This window comes from Dactylosporangium sp. NPDC051087, assembly GCF_055586325.1.
The window spans coordinates 234,875-254,207 of record NZ_JBVJIJ010000008.1 but is presented as its reverse complement, the minus strand read 5'-3'; the positions used below and the strand labels follow the sequence as shown (position 1 = coordinate 254,207).

Annotated in this window: 23 protein-coding genes; 17 read left to right on the top strand and 6 right to left on the bottom strand. The window is 73.3% G+C overall.

Annotation, left to right across the window (positions count from 1 at the left end; genetic code table 11):
* The first annotated feature begins 320 nt into the window (after positions 1-320).
* Genes rox through ACZ6TV_RS17620 form a run of 3 tightly spaced genes read left to right on the top strand, consistent with a single transcriptional unit; the run spans position 321 to position 2,591 of the window.
* Positions 321-1,736: a rifampin monooxygenase gene (gene rox, locus ACZ6TV_RS17630; protein ID WP_465298236.1), complete on the top strand. Its 1,416-nt coding sequence runs from the start codon at positions 321-323 to the stop codon at positions 1,734-1,736.
* A gap of 23 nt (positions 1,737-1,759) precedes the next feature.
* Entirely contained in the window at positions 1,760-2,233 is a 474-nt protein-coding gene (locus tag ACZ6TV_RS17625) for a sugar nucleotide-binding protein (protein WP_465298235.1), read from the top strand.
* Positions 2,115-2,591, top strand: a complete 477-nt coding sequence (locus tag ACZ6TV_RS17620; protein ID WP_465298335.1) for a sugar nucleotide-binding protein — start codon at positions 2,115-2,117, stop codon at positions 2,589-2,591. The genes ACZ6TV_RS17625 and ACZ6TV_RS17620 overlap by 119 nt, the downstream gene beginning before the upstream one ends.
* On the opposite strand, the gene ACZ6TV_RS17615 is transcribed toward ACZ6TV_RS17620, so the two are convergent.
* Together ACZ6TV_RS17615 and ACZ6TV_RS17610 are read right to left on the bottom strand one after the other, a co-directional pair.
* On the bottom strand, positions 2,581-3,171 hold the full coding sequence (locus tag ACZ6TV_RS17615; RefSeq protein WP_465298234.1) for a GNAT family N-acetyltransferase: 591 nt from the start codon (positions 3,169-3,171) through the stop codon (positions 2,581-2,583). The two genes, ACZ6TV_RS17620 and ACZ6TV_RS17615, sit on opposite strands and share 11 nt — an antisense overlap.
* 54 nt (positions 3,172-3,225) lie before the next feature.
* Positions 3,226-3,357 (bottom strand): hypothetical protein, encoded by a 132-nt coding sequence (locus ACZ6TV_RS17610; RefSeq protein WP_465298233.1) that lies wholly within the window; start codon positions 3,355-3,357, stop codon positions 3,226-3,228.
* On the opposite strand from ACZ6TV_RS17610, the gene ACZ6TV_RS17605 reads away from it, so the two are divergent.
* Positions 3,335-3,790, top strand: coding sequence for an SDR family NAD(P)-dependent oxidoreductase (locus tag ACZ6TV_RS17605; RefSeq protein ID WP_465298232.1), 456 nt, complete (start codon positions 3,335-3,337; stop codon positions 3,788-3,790). The genes ACZ6TV_RS17610 and ACZ6TV_RS17605 overlap by 23 nt on opposite strands.
* Here the strand turns inward: ACZ6TV_RS17605 and ACZ6TV_RS17600 are convergent.
* On the bottom strand, positions 3,774-4,955 hold the full coding sequence (locus ACZ6TV_RS17600) for a hypothetical protein (RefSeq protein ID WP_465298231.1): 1,182 nt from the start codon (positions 4,953-4,955) through the stop codon (positions 3,774-3,776). The genes ACZ6TV_RS17605 and ACZ6TV_RS17600 overlap by 17 nt on opposite strands.
* 62 nt (positions 4,956-5,017) lie before the next feature.
* Between ACZ6TV_RS17600 and ACZ6TV_RS17595 the strand changes: the two genes are divergently transcribed.
* The 5 genes from ACZ6TV_RS17595 to ACZ6TV_RS17575 all read left to right on the top strand — a co-directional run bounded on the left by ACZ6TV_RS17595 (position 5,018) and on the right by ACZ6TV_RS17575 (position 10,601).
* Entirely contained in the window at positions 5,018-5,440 is a 423-nt protein-coding gene (locus ACZ6TV_RS17595; protein ID WP_465298230.1) for a PPOX class F420-dependent oxidoreductase, read from the top strand.
* Between the two features lie 137 nt (positions 5,441-5,577).
* Positions 5,578-5,925 carry a molybdopterin oxidoreductase gene (locus ACZ6TV_RS17590; RefSeq protein ID WP_465298229.1) on the top strand — a complete coding sequence of 116 codons (348 nt, stop codon included), beginning with the start codon at positions 5,578-5,580 and terminating at the stop codon, positions 5,923-5,925.
* Positions 5,926-5,930: 5 nt separating this feature from the next.
* Positions 5,931-8,381 (top strand): nitrite reductase large subunit NirB, encoded by a 2,451-nt coding sequence (nirB, locus tag ACZ6TV_RS17585; protein ID WP_465298228.1) that lies wholly within the window; start codon positions 5,931-5,933, stop codon positions 8,379-8,381.
* The gene (locus ACZ6TV_RS17580; protein WP_465298227.1) at positions 8,378-8,698 is read left to right on the top strand and encodes a Rieske (2Fe-2S) protein; all 321 of its coding nucleotides are present in this window, start codon (positions 8,378-8,380) and stop codon (positions 8,696-8,698) included. The genes nirB and ACZ6TV_RS17580 overlap by 4 nt, the downstream gene beginning before the upstream one ends.
* A gap of 40 nt (positions 8,699-8,738) precedes the next feature.
* Positions 8,739-10,601 (top strand): cell wall-binding repeat-containing protein, encoded by a 1,863-nt coding sequence (locus tag ACZ6TV_RS17575; RefSeq protein WP_465298226.1) that lies wholly within the window; start codon positions 8,739-8,741, stop codon positions 10,599-10,601.
* A 4-nt stretch (positions 10,602-10,605) separates the two neighbouring features.
* Here the strand turns inward: ACZ6TV_RS17575 and ACZ6TV_RS17570 are convergent, their stop codons facing one another.
* Positions 10,606-11,145, bottom strand: coding sequence for a TetR/AcrR family transcriptional regulator (locus ACZ6TV_RS17570; protein ID WP_465298225.1), 540 nt, complete (start codon positions 11,143-11,145; stop codon positions 10,606-10,608).
* Positions 11,146-11,214: 69 nt separating this feature from the next.
* On the opposite strand from ACZ6TV_RS17570, the gene ACZ6TV_RS17565 reads away from it, so the two are divergent.
* Genes ACZ6TV_RS17565 through ACZ6TV_RS17540 form a run of 6 tightly spaced genes read left to right on the top strand, consistent with a single transcriptional unit; the run spans position 11,215 to position 15,579 of the window.
* Positions 11,215-11,664, top strand: a complete 450-nt coding sequence (locus tag ACZ6TV_RS17565) for a nuclear transport factor 2 family protein (RefSeq protein WP_465298224.1) — start codon at positions 11,215-11,217, stop codon at positions 11,662-11,664.
* Positions 11,665-11,688: 24 nt separating this feature from the next.
* Positions 11,689-12,309 (top strand): TetR/AcrR family transcriptional regulator, encoded by a 621-nt coding sequence (locus tag ACZ6TV_RS17560; protein WP_465298223.1) that lies wholly within the window; start codon positions 11,689-11,691, stop codon positions 12,307-12,309.
* Positions 12,287-13,051, top strand: a complete 765-nt coding sequence (locus ACZ6TV_RS17555; protein ID WP_465298222.1) for an SAM-dependent methyltransferase — start codon at positions 12,287-12,289, stop codon at positions 13,049-13,051. The genes ACZ6TV_RS17560 and ACZ6TV_RS17555 overlap by 23 nt, the downstream gene beginning before the upstream one ends.
* A 15-nt stretch (positions 13,052-13,066) precedes the next feature.
* Positions 13,067-13,435, top strand: coding sequence for a hypothetical protein (locus tag ACZ6TV_RS17550; RefSeq protein ID WP_465298221.1), 369 nt, complete (start codon positions 13,067-13,069; stop codon positions 13,433-13,435).
* A gap of 22 nt (positions 13,436-13,457) precedes the next feature.
* On the top strand, positions 13,458-14,978 hold the full coding sequence (locus ACZ6TV_RS17545; protein WP_465298220.1) for an RNA polymerase sigma factor: 1,521 nt from the start codon (positions 13,458-13,460) through the stop codon (positions 14,976-14,978).
* Positions 14,959-15,579: a hypothetical protein gene (locus ACZ6TV_RS17540; protein WP_465298219.1), complete on the top strand. Its 621-nt coding sequence runs from the start codon at positions 14,959-14,961 to the stop codon at positions 15,577-15,579. Before ACZ6TV_RS17545 ends, ACZ6TV_RS17540 begins: the two co-directional genes overlap by 20 nt.
* A gap of 65 nt (positions 15,580-15,644) precedes the next feature.
* Here ACZ6TV_RS17540 and ACZ6TV_RS17535 read toward each other — a convergent pair whose 3' ends face one another.
* On the bottom strand, positions 15,645-16,214 hold the full coding sequence (locus ACZ6TV_RS17535) for a dihydrofolate reductase family protein (RefSeq protein ID WP_465298218.1): 570 nt from the start codon (positions 16,212-16,214) through the stop codon (positions 15,645-15,647).
* A gap of 140 nt (positions 16,215-16,354) precedes the next feature.
* Between ACZ6TV_RS17535 and ACZ6TV_RS17530 the strand changes: the two genes are divergently transcribed.
* Positions 16,355-17,455, top strand: coding sequence for a CaiB/BaiF CoA transferase family protein (locus tag ACZ6TV_RS17530; protein WP_465298217.1), 1,101 nt, complete (start codon positions 16,355-16,357; stop codon positions 17,453-17,455).
* On the opposite strand, the gene ACZ6TV_RS17525 is transcribed toward ACZ6TV_RS17530, so the two are convergent.
* Entirely contained in the window at positions 17,443-18,048 is a 606-nt protein-coding gene (locus ACZ6TV_RS17525; RefSeq protein ID WP_465298216.1) for a hypothetical protein, read from the bottom strand. The genes ACZ6TV_RS17530 and ACZ6TV_RS17525 overlap by 13 nt on opposite strands.
* A gap of 72 nt (positions 18,049-18,120) precedes the next feature.
* Between ACZ6TV_RS17525 and ACZ6TV_RS17520 the strand changes: the two genes are divergently transcribed.
* The gene (locus ACZ6TV_RS17520; RefSeq protein ID WP_465298215.1) at positions 18,121-19,332 is read left to right on the top strand and encodes an acetyl-CoA C-acetyltransferase; all 1,212 of its coding nucleotides are present in this window, start codon (positions 18,121-18,123) and stop codon (positions 19,330-19,332) included.
* The last annotated feature ends 1 nt before the right edge of the window (position 19,333 follow it).

The following is a 19,333-nucleotide window of genomic DNA, read 5'->3' as shown; positions in this document are numbered from 1 at the left end:
CGTGGCCCCGACTTGTTGTGCGGTTTGTTTGGTTGACGCCCTCACCCCCTCCCCCCCCCCCCCCCCCCCCTCCGCCGACCCCCCCCCCCCCCCCCCCCCCCCCCCCCCCCCCCCGCCCCACCCCCCCCCCCCCCCCCCCCCCCCCGGACCTCGGCCGGATCTTCCGCACCGATCCGGAACCGTTCAACTCGTTCGCGTTCTGAAAACGAAGAAAGGCAAGGAGAACAACTCCCTGCCACTCTTAACGTATACCGCACCCCGGGGCTTGCGGCAAGACCCGGGGTGCGCGGCAGAATGCACGATTTGTGACGAACAGTGACGTGATCATCGCAGGTGGCGGGCCGACAGGGCTCATGCTCGCCGCCGAGCTGCGGCTGCACGGCGTCGACGTGGTCGTACTGGAGAAGGACACGCGACCACCGGCCCACGTGCGGTCCCTCGGCCTGCACGTGCGCAGCATCGAGGTGATGGACCAGCGTGGCCTCCTGGAGCGGTTCCTCGAACGCGGCCGGAAGCACCCCGTCGGCGGGTCGTTCGCCGGGATCGTCAAACCGGCACCCGACCTGGACAGCGCCCACGCGTACGTCCTGGGCATCCCGCAACCGGAGACCGAGCGCATCCTCGCCGAGCACGCCACGGCGGCCGGCGCCGAACTGCGCAGAGGCGCCGAGGTCACCGGGCTGCGCCAGGACGCCGACGGGGTCACCGTGACCCTGCGCGACGGCGACCAGCGCAGCTGCCGATACCTCGTCGGCTGCGACGGCGGGCGGAGCACCGTGCGGAAGCTGCTCGGCGTCGCGTTCCCCGGCGAGCCCAGCCGCGCCGACACCCTCCTCGGCGAGATGGAGGTGGCCGCGCCGGCCGAGACCGTGCACAGCGTCGTCGCCGAGATCCGCAAGACCCAGCTGCGGTTCGGACTGGGACCCGCCGGGGACTCGGACAGGTGGCGGGTCGTCGTGCCCGCCGACGGCGTCGCCGAGGACCGGGCCGCCGCGCCGACCCTGGAGGACTTCCGGCGGCAGCTGCGCCGGTACGCGGGAACGGACTTCGGGGTGCACTCGCCACGGTGGCTGTCCCGGTTCGGCGACGGGACCCGCCTGGCGGAGCGGTACCGGGCCGGCAGGGTCTTCCTCGCCGGCGACGCCGCCCACGTCCACCCGCCGCTGGGCGGGCAGGGGCTGAACCTCGGCATCCAGGACGCGTTCAACCTCGGCTGGAAACTCGCCGCCGCCGTCGCCGGCTGGGCGACCGGCGGGCTGCTGGACACGTACCACGACGAACGGCACCCGGTCGCCGCCGACGTCCTGGACAACACCAGGGCGCAGACGATGCTGATGGACCCCGGCGCGCAGCCGGTGCGGCGGCTGCTGGCGGAGCTCATGGAGTTCGAGGACGTCAGCCGGCACCTCACCGAGAAGATCACCGCCATCGGCGTCCGGTACGACCTCGGCCCCGGCCCCGACCTGGTCGGCCGGCGGATGCGGGACGTCACGATCGGGCAGGCCCGCCTGTACACGCTGATGCGGCACGGCAGAGGGCTGCTGCTCGACGGGACGGGCACGCTGTCCGTGCACGGCTGGGCGGGCCGCGTCGACCGCGTCACCCACGAGCTGCCGATGCCCTCGGTCCTGCTGCGCCCGGACGGGCACATCGCGTGGGCCGGCGACGACCAGGCCGCACTCGACGTAAGTCTGGCCCGGTGGTTCGGGGCCGCGGAAACCTGGCCGGCGCCGTAAACTCGCCGGCGATGTCGGGGAACATGACGGGGAATCTGCTGGTGACCGGCGCGACCGGTTCGCTCGGGCGGCGCGTGTACGAGCAGGCGCAGGCCGCCGGCTGGACCGTCACCGGCACCTATTTCGCGACCCCCGCACCCGGCGGCGACCGGCGCCTGGACATCCGCGACCGCGACCAGGTCGCCGCCGTGTTCCGCGACACCCGCCCCGACGTGGTCATCCACACCGCCGCCGGCCGGGACCGCGGCGACTGGGCGTCGCTCGCCGACGGTGCCGCCCACGTCGCGGTCGCCGCCGCGGCGGCCGGGGTACGGCTCGTGCACATGTCCAGCGACGCCGTGTTCTCCGGCCGGGAGGTCCACTTACGACGAGTCCGCGCTGCCCGACCCGACCTACCGGTACGGCGCCGCGAAGGCCGCCGCCGAGACCGCCGTCGCGGCGATCCACCCGGGCGCGGCGCTGATCCGGACCTCGACGATCCTCGGCGACGGCCCTGAGCACGGCGGCGCGCACGAGGTCCTCACCCACGACCTCGCGACCGGGCGGGTCAGCGGGGCGCTGTTCACCGACGAGATCCGCATGCCGGTCCACGTCGACGATCTCGCCGCGGCGCTGCTGGAGGTCGCCGCCGGTGGGCACCGCGGGATCCTCAACATCGCCGGTCCTGCGCCGCTCAGCCGGTACGACCTGGGCGTGCTCGTCGCGATCCGGGACGGGCTCGACCCGGCCGCGATCCCGGCGGCGCGCAGCCGGGACCTGTTCCCGAACCGGCCCCTCGACGTCCGGCTCGACAGCGCCCTCGCGGTGTCGACGCTGCGGGTGCGGCTGCGCCCGGTCAGCGAGTTCATGGCGTGACCCGTGGCGTGACCTGTGGCGTGACTCTGGCGTGCAGGTGCATGTCGTGCCAGCCGTCCGCGTGCCGGACCTCGCCGCGTTTCGTGCCCTCCAGGAGGTAGCCGGCCCGCTCCGCCACCCGGCACGAGGCGTGGTTGGCCGTGGAGTGGCACACGACGATCCTGTGCAGGCCGAGGGTGCCGAACGCCCAGTCGGTCAGCGTGCTCAGCGCCCGGCCCGCGGTGCCCCGGCCGCGGGCGTGCGGGAGCACCCAGTACGACACCTCCGCGAGACCCTCGAACAGGTCGATCGTGCGGAGACTGATCTGCCCGGCGACACCGTCCTGACCGGTGACGGCCCAGCCCGCTCCGGTCTCCGCCCGCCACCGGTCCGGCCAGCGGGCGACCCAGTCCCGCGCCTCGGCGGCCGTCATCGTCCGGCAGTGCCAGCGCTGGATGTCAGGGTCGGCGTACGCGGCGACGACGGTGCCCGCGTCCGCCGCCCGCCACGGCCGCAGCCGGACGCCGTCGCCGTCCAGTACCGGCTGGATCGACGCGGCGAGCGTCCCTGCGGGCAGTGCGGGAGTCAGAAGCGACGGCATGCCACCGCACGGTAGCCGAGCCTGACCGCCCCCGGCACCGGGACCGGGCTCGGCTCAGGTGCGGCAGCCGTCGGTGACGCTGGCCTCGGCGGCGGCGATCCGCGCGTCGATGCTGTCGCGTTCGCCGGCGAGCAGCCGCAGCGTCTGCGGGGTGGCGTGGCCGGTGAACAACGCGGGCGTCGCCACGTACACCAACCTCGTCGACGGCCCCCTGGACGCCATCCGCCTGGAGATGGAGACGCACTACTTCGGGACGCTGCACGTGATCCGGGCGTTCGCGCCGGTCCTTGCCGCGAACGGCGGCGGCGCGATCCTCAACGTCCTGTCGCTGCTGTCCTGGGCGAACTACGACGGCGCGAACTCCTACAGCGCCGCGAAGGCCGCCCAGTGGAGCCTCACCAACGGCGTGCGCCTGGAACTGGCGGCGCAGGGCACCCACGTGACGGGCGTGCACCTCGGCGCCGCCGACACGGACATGATGGCCGGCTGGGACGTGCCGAAGCTCGACCCGGCGGTCGTAGTCGCCGCCGCGCTGGACGGGGTCGCGTCAGGCCGCTCCGAGGTCCTGGTCGACGACGCGAGCCGGGCCGCGAAGGCGGCGCTCACCGCGGCGCTCTGAGGTCGTGGTAGCGGTCCAGGGCGTCGAGGGCGTCCTGGACCGCACCCCGCCGCAGCAGCAGGTCGGCGAGCAGCGCCGCGTTCGCCGACGCCTTCGGCACGGTCAGGACGGCGATCGCCTCGTCGTCGCGGCCCTGACCGGTCAGCAGCTCGGCGAGCCGCCACTGCGGGAACCACTCGTCGCCGGGGCGCCGGTCCCGCAGCGCGGCGATCGCCTCGCCGGCCCTGCCCTGCTCGACGAGCAGGTCGACCTTGAGCATGAACAGGTCCGGGTCGGCCTCCTCGTCGAGCAGCGCCAGCGCCTGCCCGGGCGCGACCTCGCCGAGCGCGAGATAGGCGTAGCCGGGCTCGCCGTCGCCGGCCGCCAGGAGCCCGGTCAGCAGCGCGACGGCTTCCGTGCTCCGGCCGTTCCTGGCGTACAGGCGGGCGACCTCCACCTCGTCGAACGGCCGCAGCACGGCGGCGGCGCCGTCCACGTCACCCCGCCGCTCCAGCAGCCCGGCCAGCCGGGACGCGAGCCGCTCGTCGCCGCGCTCGGCGAGCCACGCGCGCAGGTCCGCGACCCGCTCGTGCTGGTACAGCAGCCGCGCGGCCTGGTCCAGGCCCTCCGCGCCGAGCCGCCGCAGGACCGCGAGCGCGCCGTCGACGTCCCCGCGCCGCTCCAGATCGTCGGCGATCAGCGCGGCCGCGTGGCGTCCCGTCCCGGCGTGCGGCCGCAGGACGGCGACGGCCTGGTCGGCGCGGCCCGCCGCGGTCGCGATGTCGAGCAGCGTGCGGGCCGGCCCCGGCTCTCCGGCGCGTGGGGTCAGGATCGCGAACGCGTCGTCGACCCGGCCCTGCGCCGCCAGCAGCCGGGCGACCTCACCGACGACGAGCTGGTCACCGGTCCACGGGCTCAGCAGGTCGACGGCGTCACCGGTGCGGCCCCTGGCGTGCAGGGCAGCGGCCTTCGCCCGCAGGACCGGCCACCAGCCCGCGCCCGTGAACTGGTCCAGCGCGGCGTCGTCGGGGTCCCGCCCGGCGAGGACCTGCGCGCAGTGCGGGTCGCCGCCCGCCGCCCGGACCCGCACCATGTCGGCCCGCCCGAGCTCGACCAGCCGCCGCGCGATCTCCACGGGAACCCGCGTGCCACGGATGAACCGCGCATGCGCCGCCCGCTGCTCCATCCGCGCATGTTAATGCCGCGCGACCGGCGGCACCGGCCCGGGCGCAGGCGGATGATGGGGGCATGACGTTTGATCCTCGTGAGCTGCTCGCTGCCAGCAGGCTGGGTGTACTGGCCACGATCAAGAGCGACGGGCGGCCGCAGCTGTCGCCGGTGATGCCGTTCTACGACCGCGACGCCGGGGTGATCCTCGTGTCGATGACGCAGGGCCGGGCGAAGACCGCGAACCTGCGCCGCGACCCGCGGGCCACGCTCGAGGTCACCGGCCCCGACGGCAGGTCCTGGGCGACGGCGGAGGGCGTCGCGACGCTCACCGGCCCCGGCACCGACCCGCACGGACCCGAGGTCGAGGCCCTCGTCGACTACTACCGCCGCGCCGCCGGCGAGCACTCCGACTGGGACGAGTACCGGGCCGTCATGGTCGCCGACCGCCGGGTCCTGATGACGATGACCGTCGACCACGTCTACGGCGCCGACATCAGCTGAGCACACGGCAGGGGGCTCACAGTGTGCCCGGGCGGGGGAAGAGGAGTCGCTCCACGGGGTGTAACAGGGGCGGTACTGGGGTGTAACGGCGGGTGGACAGGATCGACCGCGGGACGACGAGGAGAGGACGGGGTCGCGTGCGGTCGACGCCACGGTTTCTGCAGGGTGTGTTCCCGTTCGCCGGGAAAGGGATCGAGGCGCCGGTGCCCCTCGACGCGGCGCTGAGCTACACGGTGCCGGTGGGGGTGGTCGCGCAGACGGTGTACTTCCGCGGCGGCAACACCAGCGGTGAGCTCGTCTACGTGGTGCTGACCAGGGACGGCGTGCCGATGCGGTACTTCCCGATCGGCGCGAAGAGCGACGTCCACGTGCCGCTGCGGGTCGTGGAGGACCTGGACGGCGGGACCGTCGTGGAGCTGCTCGTCGGGGCGCCCGAAGGGGTCACCGGGGCGATCGTCGTCGACCTCGGGCTCGTGGAGGTGTAGGGGCGATGCAGCGACTCGTCGTCATCGGCAACGGGATGGCCGGCGCGCGGGCCGTGGAGGAGATCCTCGAACGCGGCGGCGGGGAACGCTTCACCATCACGATGTTCGGTGAGGAGCCGTACGGCAACTACAACCGGATCATGCTGTCCAACGTGCTGTCCGGGGCGGAGGACGAGGACGGGATCTTCCTCAACAGCCTGCCGTGGTACGCCGCGAATGGCATCGACCTGCGGGCGGGGGTGAAGGTCGAGCGGATCGACCGGTTCGCGAAGGTCGTCCTCGACGACCGGGGCAACGAGCTGCGCTACGACAAGCTGGTCATCGCCACCGGCAGCCGGCCCTTCATCCCGCCGATCGCGAACATGCACCACCCGAAACGCGGCTACCACCAGGGTGTGTTCACGTTCCGGACGATCGACGACACCCGCGGCATGATCCGGTACGCGCGGGACCACGAACGCGCCGTCGTGATCGGTGGCGGGCTGCTGGGCCTGGAGGCGGCGCGCGGGCTGCAGCGGCACGGGGTCGCGGTGACGCTCGTGCACGCCGCCGGGCACCTGATGAACGCGCAGCTCGACGCGCAGGGCGGGGCGATCCTGAAGGCCGGTGTCGAACGGCTCGGCATCGGTGTCGAGCTCGCCGCCCGTACCGACGCGATCGAAGGCAAGGAGAAGGTGCAGGGCGTCCGGTTGGCCGACGGGCGGGTCATCCCCTGCGACATGGTCGTCGTCGCCGCCGGGATCCGCCCCAACACGACCCTCGCGGAGGTCAGCGGCCTCACCGTGGAACGCGGGATCGTCGTCGACGACCAGCTGCGGTGCCTCGACGAGCCTGACATCTACGCCGTGGGGGAGTGCGTCCAGCATCGCGGCGAGACGTACGGCCTGGTCGCGCCGCTGTGGGAGCAGGCAAGGGTGCTCGCTGATCACGTCACCGGCCGCAACGAGAAGGCCGCCTATCACGGGTCGCGGACGGCGACGAAGCTGAAGGTCGCCGGTGTCGACGTCGCCGCCATGGGGATCACCACCCCCGCGGAGGGTGACGAGTTCGTGGTGTTCGCCGAGCCGGCCCGCGGCGTGTACAAGAGCGTCATCATCCGCGACGGCCGGCTCGTCGGCGCGACCCTGCTCGGCGACGTGGCGAAGGTCGGGTTCCTCATGCAGGCGTTCGACCAGGGGCTGCCGCTGCCCGAGGACCGGGTCCGGCTCCTGTTCGACCTGGGTGCGCCCGCCGACGAGGACAGCGCCGCCGAGCTCGCCCCGGACGCGCAGGTGTGCAACTGCAACGGCGTGAGCAAGGCGGCGATCACCGACGCGGCGAAGACCGTGCAGACCCTGTCCGGGGTCATGGAACGGACCAGGGCCGGGAAAGGCTGCGGCTCCTGCAAGTCCCTGGTCAAGCAGATCGTGGACTGGGCCGCCGGCGGCGCCGCCGAGGAGGACCCGTCCGCCAACTGGTACGTGCCGGGCGTACCGATGACGAAACCGGAGCTCATCGCGGCGATCCGCGACCAGGGCCTCCGCAGCGTCTCCGCGGTCTTCGACGCGCTCGCCGGTGGTGAGGAGGACGCGAGAAGCAAGATGGGACTCGTGTCGCTGCTGCGGATGCTGTGGGGCGACGACTACGTCGACGAACGCGGCGCCAGGTTCATCAACGACCGCGTCCACGCCAACATCCAGCGCGACGGCACGTTCTCCGTCGTGCCGCAGATGAAGGGCGGCGTCACCACCCCCGAGCAGCTGCGCCGCATCGCCGACGTCGCCGACAAGTACGCCGTCCCGCTGGTCAAGCTCACCGGCGGGCAGCGCATCGACCTGCTCGGCATCCGCAAGGAGGACCTGCCGGCCGTCTGGGCGGACCTCGACATGCCGTCCGGGTACGCGTACGGCAAGAGCATGCGGACCGTGAAGACGTGCGTCGGGTCCGACTACTGCCGCTTCGGCGTCGGCGACTCCACCGCCCTCGGCATCGCGATCGAGACCCGCTTCCAGGGCCTGGAGAGCCCCGGCAAGATGAAGCTCGCCGTCACCGGCTGCCCGCGCAACTGCGCCGAGGCGTACGTGAAGGACCTCGGCGTCGTCGCGATCGACGGCGGCCGGTGGGAGATCTACGTCGGCGGCGCCGCCGGCGCGCACATCCGCAAGGGTGACCTGCTCGCCACCGTCGACACTCCCGACGAGGTCATGCGGTTGACGGGCCGGTTCCTGCAGTACTACCGGGAGAACGCCAACTGGCTGGAACGCACCTACGCGTTCGTGCCGCGGCTCGGCATCGAACGCCTGCGCGACCTGATCGTCGCCGACGGCGAAGGGCTCGGCGCGGGCCTCGACGAACGGATGGAGGCGGCGGTGGCCGCGTACCGAGACCCGTGGAAGGAAGGCCTCGACCCGGCGGTGCCGGGCCAGTTCCGCACGTCGCTGCCGCTGGTCGTGCTGCCGCAGGTGCCGGTCCGATGACCGGCGTCCTCGGACCCGCCGCCGACATCCCCGAGGGTGAGGGCCGGGTCTACGTCGTGGACGGGGAGCAGGTCGCGGTGTTCCGGCTGCGCGGCGGCGGGGTCCGGGCCGTGTCCGCGATCTGCCCGCACGCCGGCGGGCCCCTCGCCGACGGGCTCATCGACGCGAAGGTCGTCATATGTCCGTTGCATCAGCATGTGTACGACCTTGCGACCGGCTGCTCCACCACCGGCCAGCCGGCGTTGCGGGTCTATGACGTGCGCATCGACGAGAACGGCGACCTGAGCGTCACGGCTGACCCTAAGATGGCCGGGTGATCGCCGGGCGGCCGGCGACCGGACAGCTTGGGGGAGCACGGTGGCGTTCGCGCTGACACGACGGTCCGCGATGCTCGGAGCGGTCGCCGCCGCGACCGGCACCGCGATGTCCGGCCTCATCCCCGGCCAGCGCACCGCGAACGCGTCCCTGCCCGGCAAGACCGCCGGCCTCACGTACAAGCGCGGCGACCAGATCTGGTGGGCCGACCTCGACGGCAACAACGCCCGGGTCCTCGCCTCGGGCGTGACCGCCGGGTCCGGCTGCTGGTCACCGGACGGCAGCCGGTTCGTGTACACCTCCGACAACACGGTCTTCTCCGTCCGCGCCGACGGCACCGAACGCGTCAAGGTCCGCGGCCCGCTGGGCTTCGACGCCACCGAGCCGGTCTACACCCACGACGGCGCGAACGTCATCTACACCGGCGTCACCGCCACCGGTGCGAAGCTGCTGGTCCACAACGCGTCCGGCAACGTGCTCTCCGGTGCGACCGGCACCGAGCTGACCAGCGTCGCCGGCGCCTCCGCGGCCGCCGTCGCCGCCGACGGCACCGTCGTGTGCCAGCTCGGGACGGCGATCTACCGGGTGCAGAGCGCCGCGGCGGTGACGAAGGTCCTGGACAACGCCGCCGCCCCGGACTTCTCCCCGGACAGCTCGAAACTCGCGTTCGTGCGCGACGGCCAGGTCTGGATCGCCGCCGCCGACGGCTCCGCCGCGACCCAGCTGACCACGGCCGCCAGCACCAGCAGCGCGTCCAACACCGACCCGGCGTGGGCGACGAACGGGCTGTCGATCCTGTTCACCAGCGTCGAGGGCGGCACCCCGAAGATCAAGCGGATCGACGTCGCTTCGAAGACCGTGGAGCTGCTGGTCGCCAAGGGCAGCGAGCCGACGTGCCAGCCGGTGAACCGCAACGCCGTCCACCGGGTCTGGGGGCAGACGGCGATCGGCACCGCCGTGGCGACGTCCCGGTACAACTGGCCCGACCGCGGCGCCAAGGCCGTCGTCCTGTCCCGGGACGACACGTACCTCGACGCGCTCGGCGGGTCCGCGCTCGCGATCGTGAAGCAGGGGCCGCTGCTGATCACGCCGCCCCGGTCGCTGGACGGCCAGGCGAAGGCGGAGATCCAGCGGGTCCTCGCCCCCGGCGGCACCGTCTACCTGCTCGGCGGGACCGTCGCCCTGTCCGCGGCCGTCGAGTCGACGCTGACCGGCCTCGGCTACAAGACCGTCCGGCTGTGGGGGCAGGACGAGTACGAGACGGCGGTCGCCGTGGCGAAGGCCATCACCCCCACCCCGTCCGCGGTGATCGTCGCGACGTCACTGAAGTACTACGACGCGCTCGCCGCGGGGGCCGCCGCCGGCGCGAACCCGGGCACCGTCGTGGTGCTCTCGGCGGGCGCGACGCTGCCCGCGGCCACCGCCTCGTACCTCAACTCGCTGCAGGCGCCGCCCGCCACCAGGATCTACGCCGCCGGCGGACCGGCGTGGAACGCGATGCTGGACGCGAAACGCCGCCGGCTGATGCCGTCCTGGCCGCAGGATCCGTTCGTCATCAACGTCTCCGGGCAGGACGAGTACGAGACCGCCGTGCTGGTGGCGCAGTCGTTCTTCCCGAACCCCCGCACCGCCGCCGTCGCGACCGGCGCCACCTGGTTCGACGCCCTGACCGGCGGCGCGATGATCGGCGCGAACGGCGGGCCGCTGCTGCTCGCGGCCGTCGGCGGCCTGCCCCCGGCGACCCAGGCGTACTTCTCGGGGAACTCCGCGACCCTCACCGACGGTGTCCTGCTCGGCGGGCCCCTCGCCCTGAAGGACGTGCTGATCGACCCGCTCGGCGCGGCGATCGCCGCCCCCGGCGCGTACGACTACCGCCAGTACACGGAGACCTCCACGGGGCGCTGACCGGCTACCGCGAGGTTCGCAGGCCGTCGGCCAGGATCGCCAGGAGCCGCTCGCCGCGGGCCCGGTCGCCGGTCTCGTGGACCGTGGCCAGGAGGCTCTTCAGGAACGCGAACAGGTCCTCCGTGGTGACCTGCGGGCGGACCGCCCCGGCGGCCTGCGCGCGGGTGAGCAGCGCGCCGGCCGCTTCGTGGAGCTCCCCGACGAGCGGGCCGGGGACGGTCATGGCGTCGGAGGTGTCCCGCTTGGCGGCGGCCTCGGCGCCCAGCAGGGTCAGGAACCCGAAGAACGCCGCACCCGCGTCGTCGTCCGCGGCTCGCCGCCGCGCCTCGGCGACGAGGTCGGTGACGCGTTCGGTGATGACGGCCTGGAACAGCGCCTCTTTCGTCGGGAAGTGCCGGTAGACGGTGCCGGGACCGACCCCGGCGCGGGCGGCGATCTCGTCCAGGGGCACGGCGAACCCGGCCGCCGCGAACGCCTCCCGGGCCGCGGCGAGGATGCGGTCGCGGTTGCGCCGGGCGTCGGCGCGCATGGGTTGCTCAGCCATTGCTAACCGGGGCCACCGTTCCGTATCGTCTAACCGGGGTCACCGTTCCGATTGTACTTTGGGGGAGACATGACACGATCACCGCGCGACGTGGCCGAGCAGGTCCGGCGGATGGTGGCCGGCGAGGGTGTGGTCTTCGCGGACCTGTTCGCCGAGGACGGCGTGCTGGAATACCCGTTCGCGCTGCCGGGCCAGCCCCGCGCGCTGCACGGCCGGGACGCGATCCGCGCCTACCACGGCGGCGCCTCGGGCTCTCGCCGCCTGTTCGAGATGGACGGCGTCGACGCGGTCGTCCGCGAGACCGACGACCCCGAGGTCGTCGTCGCCCAGATCGAGCACTACGGCCGCTCCGGGGTGACCGGCGAGCCGTACCGCTTCCACGCCCTCGGCGTCATCCGCGTCCGCGACGGCGAGATCGTCTCCTACCAGGACTACATGGACCCGATCGCCACCGCCCGCCTGCTGGGCCGGACCGCCGACCTCGCCGCCGCCCTGACCGCGAGGGACTTGACGGAGTGAGCACTCACTCCGCAGACTTGAGGCATGACTGAGCCGAAGAAGCGGGCATCGCCGTTGAGCCCGGACGAGCGGCGCGCGATGATCGTCGCGGCCGCGTTGCCGCTCGTCGTCGAGTACGGCACCGCCGTCACCACCGCGCAGGTCGCCCGCGCCGCGGGGATCGGCGAGGGCACCGTCTTCCGTGCGTTCGCCGACAAGGACGCCCTGCTCGCCGCGTGCATGGCCGAGGCGCTGCGCCGCGACGACACCCTCGCCCACGTCCGGGCCATCGACCTCGACCAGCCCCTCGCGGACCGGCTCGTCGAGGCGGTCGAGACGCTCCGGGCGTACATGACCCGGATGACCGCGGTGATGGGCGCGATCGGCACCGGCAAGGCCGAGACGCGCCGCGGCGCGCCCGACCCGAACCGGCGCCGGGACTCGATGACCGACACCGTCGACGCGCTCGCCGGGCTGTTCGAGCCCGAGCAGGACCGGCTGCGCCGCGACCCCGAATACCTCGCCCGGGTCTTCCACCACCTGGTCATGGCCGGCGGCGAGCCCGCCGACCTCGTCGACCTGTTCCTCAACGGAGCTGTACAAAACGGTGGACAACCGGCGCCCGCGGCGGCGAGGGTGCAGCATGGACATCCTTCGACAGCATGAGATCGCCGAGGCCGGGCACCGGATCCTCAACCCGTTCACCGAGGACAAGCTCATGCTGCTCGGCGACGTCTGCCGGCTCGGCCCGGGCCAGCGCCACCTGGACCTCGCCTGCGGCAAGGGCGAGATGCTGGTGCGCTGGTCCGACGTGTACGGCACGGTCGGCGAGGGCGTCGACATCAGCGAGGTGTTCCTGGCCGCCGCGCACGAGCGCGCCCGGGAGCTCGGCGTCAGCGACCGCGTCACGTTCCGGCACGGCGACGCCGGCAAGGACGTCCCCGCCGACGCGTCCTACGACGTCGTGTCCTGCATCGGCGCCACCTGGATCGGCGGCGGCCTCGCCGGCACCGCCGAGCTGCTGCGGCCCGCGCTGCGGCCGGGCGGGCTGATGCTGATCGGCGAGCCGTACTGGACCGCGACCCCGCCGGACGGGATCCCGGCCGACCTCGCCGAGTTCACGTCGCTCGCCGGCACCCTGGACCGGCTGGCGGCCGCCGGGCTGGGCCTCGTCGAGATGGTCCTCGCCGACCGCGACTCCTGGGACCGCTACGTGGCGGCGCAGTGGTGGACCGTCGACGAGTGGCTCCGCGAGCACCCCACCCACCCCGACGCCGGCAGCATGCGCCGCTACCTCGACGAGTCGCGGCGGTCGTATCTGGCGTACCAGCGGGAATTTCTCGGCTGGGGCGTCTTCGTCTGTCGAGACGAGCCGGTCCGCTCCGAGGTATCAGGCGACACCACCTGAACGAAGGAGCGCATCATGAATCTGCCTGTGGACGACGAGCTGCGCAGGCTCGGCCGGCTGGCCGGCACCTGGAAGGTCACCGGCGGCGCGACCGGCACCACCACCTACGAATGGCTCGACGGCGGATACTTCCTCGTCCAGCGCGGCGTCCTGGACCACGACGGGCACCGCGTCTCGATGACCGAGATCATCGGCCGGGAGCACCTGTTCGGTGAGGAGCCCGGCGTCGAGATCAAGGCCCGCGCGTACGACGCGGAGGGCAACACCCTCGACTACGTGTACGAGCTCGACGGCGACACCCTCACCATCTGGGGCGGGTTCAAGGGCTCACCCGGCTACTTCCGCGGCGAGACCGTCGAGGTCCGGCCCATCATGCATGGCTGAACACCTGGCTGGGCTTCCGGCCGTGACGTCCGGGCACCTGCGGGACCTTGCCCCGCAGGTGCTCGGCGCGCTCGTGCGCCGGTACGGGCACTTCGACACCTGCGAGGACGCCGTCCAGGAGGCGCTGCTCGCCGCCGCCACCCAGTGGCCCGTCCAGGGCGTGCCGGACGAGCCGCGCACCTGGCTGATCCGGGTCGCGTCGCGCCGCCTCGTCGACCTGCTGCGCAGCGAGCAGGCCCGCGCCCGCCGCGAGGCCGCCTGGCAGCCGCCCGTGCCGGTGGCGGTGCGGGAGCAGGACGACTCGCTGACGCTGCTCTTCCTGTGCTGCCACCCGGCGCTGAACCCGTCCGCGCAGCTGGCCCTCACCCTGCGCGCCGTCGGCGGTCTCAGCACCGCCGAGATCGCCCGCGCGCTGCTCACCCCGGAGGCGACCGTCGCGCAGCGGATCAGCCGCGCGAAGGCGAAGCTGCGGGAGTCGGGCGCGACGTTCCGCCTCCCCGAGCACTTCGACGCCCGGCTGGACGTCGTCCTGGCGGTGCTGTACCTCATCTTCACCGAGGGCTACGTCGGCACCGCCGGTGACACGCTCGACCGGGCGGAGCTCGCCGCCGAGGCGATCCGGCTGACCCGGATGCTGCACGCCCGCCTGCCGGACCGCGGCGACGTCGCCGGGCTGCTCGCCCTGATGCTGCTCACGCATGCCCGCCGCGCCGCGCGTACCGCCGGCGGGGTGCTCGTGCCCCTCGACGCGCAGGACCGGTCGTTGTGGGACCGGCCGCTGGTGGCGGAGGGCAGCGACCTGGCCGCCGCGGCGTTGCGGGCCGGGCCGCCCGGCTCCTACCAGCTGCAGGCGGCGATCGCCGCGGTCCACGCGACCGCGCCGGCCGACTGGCGGCAGATCCTCGGCCTGTACCGGCTTCTGTCGCTCGTCGACGACAGCCCGGTCGTGACGCTGAACCGGGCGGTGGCCGAGGCGATGGTGCACGGGCCGGCGGCCGGGCTCGCCGTCCTGGACACCGTCGCCGGTGACCCGCGGCTGGCGCGCAGCCACCGACCGGCGGCCGTCCGCGCGCACCTACTGGCGATGTCCGGCTCCCCGCTGGCCGCCGGCTGGTACCGGACCGCCGCCAGGCTCACCACGAACCGGGTCGAGCAGCGGTACCTGCTGACCCGCGCGCTTGGTGGTGCCGGCCCGCTCGACGAGCAGGAACAGCGCGACGACGCTGATCAGCGCCCCGGCGACGCAGGTGAGGAAGGTGGCGGTGGCGTACCCGGCGAACGTCTGCCCCTGCGCCGTCCACCGCTCACCGGCCAGGATCGCCGGCATGCTCAGGAACCCACCGGCGACCATCCCGCCGGCCCCGAGCCAGGTCGCGACGAGCGGCACCGCGAACCGCCCGCGCGGCCCCCACCGGTGCACCAGCACGAGCAGCCCGATCGCGGCGCACAGGAACTGCGCGGCCGTCACGGTGTCCTGCAGCCGCAGCCACGCGTCGCGTCCGCTGCCGGGCCGGAGCCCGGCGGTGCCGCCGACGACCCATGACAGCCGCAGCACCGCCAGTCCCGCCGCGATGACCGCGGCCACCCAGGCGAGGGGCACCTGCGCGGCGTGCGTCAGGCCCCGGGGCGCCTGCCCGACCGTCCCTTCCACCACGGGCCGGAACCTGTCCCGCGCGTACAGCACCAACGCCACGGCCAGCGCGGCACCGAGGACGACGAAGCTGCCGTACACGACGACGAACGTCCACGGTTCGAGCGTCGGATCGCCGTCCGGGGGTGGCGGCGGGTCCCACCAGCCGGCGGCCTGCAGCGCCGCGCCCGCCGGCATGAGCACCACGAACGGCGCGAGCAGCCCGGCGCCGACCCACATCGGCACCGCGACCAGCCACACCGGGACCCGCATGCCCCAGGGCCGGATCGCCGCGAGGGCCACCCCGACCCCGACGACCGCCAGCCCGCCGGTGACGAGGTTGTCGAAGGCCCACTCGCCGCGCGTGATCTCCCCGAGGTCCTCGACCCCGAACATCCCGCCGGCGACCCAGCTGCCTTTGAGGGCGACGTACACCGCCGCCGCCCCCACCGCCGTCCACCCCGCTACCGAGCGTCCCCGTCCCATGGGGACAGCTCACCATCGGCCACTGTGACTTCCCTGAGCCGACCTGAGCCCTTTCTCAGCCTGATTCCCCCGGTGGAATCGGCGCCCGTCGATTCAGGCGGTCGCTTTCGCGGGCCGGAACCGCAGGGCGGTCGCACCCGACCGGAACTCTTGGCGGTCCACGAGCTCGAGCTCGATGCGCTCGCGCAGACCGGCGAGCAGCGTCGGCCCGTGCCCGGCGACGACCGGCTGCACGACGAACACGTACTCGTCGATCAGTCCCAGATCCGCCAACGCCAGGGGGAGCGTGACGCCACCCACGAACAGGCCCTCGCCCGGCTCGTCCTTGAGCCGCCGGACCGCTTCCCCGAGGTCGCCCCGCACCAGCTCGGCATTCCAATCGGCCTCGTCCAGGGTGCTCGACACGACGTACTTCTTCGCCCGGTCGATGGCCTCGGCGAACGGGACCTCTTTCGCACCCATCCAGTCGGGCCACGTGCCCGTGGCCGGCCGCCGCCACGCCGACTCCATCATCCCGTAGGCCACTCGGCCGAACAGCAGGGCGTCGACCCGTTCCATCTCGGCGGTCCAGTAGCGCATCGAATCCTCGTCCGGTGGGAGTCCCGCCTCGTGATGACAGCAGCCGTCGAGTGTGACGTTGATCGAATACCGGAGTGGTCTCATCCCATTGCTCTCCCTTGATGCCGGCGCGTTTCACCGGACCGCGCTCATATTACTTTTCTGCACCATTGCTCATGGGCGCCCGAGCCCATCCACGCAACACCTTCGAAGGGAAATCAGACCGAGGGTGCAAACTACGTGCCATGAGTGGACCTTTGCGGGGTGTGCGGGTGGTGGAGCTGGCCGGGATCGGGCCGGGGCCGTTCGCGGGGATGATGCTGGCGGACCTCGGGGCCGACGTGGTGCGGGTCGACCGGGTCGGCCCCGGGTCGCCGATCGCGCCGCCGGCCGCCACCGACCTGCTCAACCGGGGCAAGCGGTCCGTCGCCGTCGACCTCAAGGACCCGGCTGGGGTCAGGACGGTCCTGGAGCTGGCGGGCAAAGCGCACGTGCTGATCGAAGGCTGGCGGCCGGGGGTCGCGGAGCGGCTCGGCGTCGGGCCCGAGCAGGTGCGCGCGGTCAACCCGGCGCTCGTGTACGGGCGGATGACCGGCTGGGGCCAGGACGGCCCGAGGGCGGGCACCGCCGGGCACGACATCACCTACCTGGCGCTGTCCGGGGCGCTGCACCCGCTCGGGCGGGCCGGCGGGCCGCCGCAGGTGCCGGTGAACCTGCTCGGCGACTTCGGGGCGGGCGCCATGTACCTCGTCGTCGGTGTCCTCGCCGCGCTGCGCGAGGCGGAGCGGACCGGGCAGGGGCAGGTCGTCGACGCGGCCATCGTCGACGGCGCCGCGCACATCACCACGATGCTGCACAGCATGCTGGCCGTCGGCCTGTGGCAGGACCGGCGCGGGGTCAACATCATCGACACCGGGGCGCCGTTCTACGACGTGTACGAGACCGCCGACGGCGGGCACGTCGCCGTCGGCGCGTTCGAGCCGCAGTTCTACGCGACCTTCGTCGCGACCCTGGGCCTGACCGGCCTGCCGGACCAGCTCGACGTGAGCCAGTGGCCGGTCCTGCGGGAGCGGCTCGCCGCGGTGTTCCTGACGAAGACCCGCGACGAGTGGTCCGCGCTGTTCCACGACGGGGACGGCTGTGTCACCCCGGTCCTGTCGCTGCACGAGGCACCGCAGGACCCGCACCTGCGGGCGAGGGGCACGTTCGCCGACCACCTGGGCGTCGTGCAGCCGGTGCCGGCCCCGCGGTTCTCCACGACGCAGGCGACGCTGACCGGGCCGCCGCCGCTGCCGGGACAGCACACCGCCGAGGTCCTCGACGAGTGGGGCGTTCAGTCGGAGTAGGGGGCGCGCCGGTCGATCATCGGGCCGGTCGGGCGCAGCGTCGACGGGTCGAAGGTGACCCGCCACTCCTGGCCGTCGGTCGAGCGGGCGATGAGCGTGTCGCCGGAGACGGTGGCCGAGGCGAAGTGCCGGTCGGTGGGTGCGGCGCCGGCGCTCCACCGCTTGTCGAAGCGGGCCAGGTCGGCGGTGCCGTCGCGGCTGAGCAGGCCGTGCCGGGAGCGCAGCCGCAGCATCACCTCGTTGTCGAGCTCGTCGTGCCAGGCGACGACCCGCACGTCGCTTCCGGTGGCGACGACCGTCGGGTCCTGCGGGGCGAGCAGCTCACCGAACCGCAGCCAGAGCAGCCCGGTGACGCCGACGCCCAGGCCGAGCGCGCCGGCGCCGACCTGGGTCAGCAGCCGGGCCGTCCCCTCGGGCATCAGGCGGTGCACGGCCACGATCGCCACGACGGCCGCGACGAAGAGCACCGGGAACGGGTGCGCGAGGGGGTGGAACGCGGCGAACCGGGCCACGGCGAGCGCCGTCGCCGCCAGTGCCAGCACGGAGGCGGCACCGGCGGCCCAGAGCAGGATGACAGCGGCCCGGCGGGACATGTGGACATTCTCGCAAGGCGATGCCAGCGGTCGGGGTACCGTGCCGCCCAGCGGCAAGTTACTCTCGGGTAGGTGAGCACTGAGGCTTTCGTTTACGACGCCGTCCGCACCCCGCGCGGCCGCGGCAAGCAGAACGGCTCCCTGCACGGGGTGAAGCCCGTGACGCTGGTCGTCGGGCTGATCGACGAGCTGCGCCGCCGCTATCCCGGGCTCGACCCGGCCGACATCGACGACGTGGTCCTGGGCGTCGTCTCCCCGATCGCGGACCAGGGGTCCGACATCGCCAAGACCGCCGCGATCGCCGCCGGGCTGCCGGACACGGTCGCCGGGGTGCAGCTCAACCGGTTCTGCGCGTCGGGCCTCGAAGCGGTCAACATCGCCGCGCAGAAGGTCCGCGCCGGGTGGGAGGACCTCGTCCTCGCCGGTGGGGTCGAGTCGATGTCGCGGGTGCCGATGGGCTCCGACGGCGGCGCCTGGGCGATGGACCCGGAGACCAACTACGAGACCCGGTTCGTGCCGCAGGGCATCGGCGCCGACCTGATCGCGACGATCGAGGGCTTCAGCCGCGAGGACGTCGACACGTACGCCCTGGAGTCGCAGACCCGGGCGGCGAAGGCGTGGGCGGGCGGCTACTTCAACCGGTCCGTCGTGCCGGTGCGGGACCGTAACGGCCTCGTCGTCCTCGACCGGGACGAGCACCTGCGGGCCTCCACCCTCGAAGGGCTCGGGACGCTGCCGGCGTCGTTCGCGACGATCGGTGAGCTGGGCGGGTTCGACGCCGTCGCGCTGCAGCGGTACCACTGGGTCGAGCGGATCGAGCACGTGCACACCGCCGGCAACTCCTCCGGCATCGTCGACGGCGCGTCGCTCGTCATGGTCGGCAGCGAGACCGCCGGGGCGCGGGCCGGGCTCACGCCGCGGGCCAGGATCGTCGCCGCCGCCGTCAGCGGCGCGGACCCGACGATCATGCTGACCGGGCCGGCGCCCGCGACCCGCAAGGCCCTGGCCAAGGCGGGCCTGGACGCCAGCGACATCGACCTGGTGGAGATGAACGAGGCGTTCGCCGCCGTCGTGCTCCGCTTCGCCAAGGACCTGGACTTCGACCTGGAGAAGGTCAACGTCAACGGCGGCGCCATCGCGATGGGTCACCCGCTCGGCGCGACCGGCGGCATGCTGCTGGGCACCCTCGTCGACGAGCTCGACCGCCGCGGCCTGCGGTACGGCCTGGCCACGCTGTGCATCGGCGGCGGCATGGGCATCGCCACCATCGTCGAGCGAATCTGAA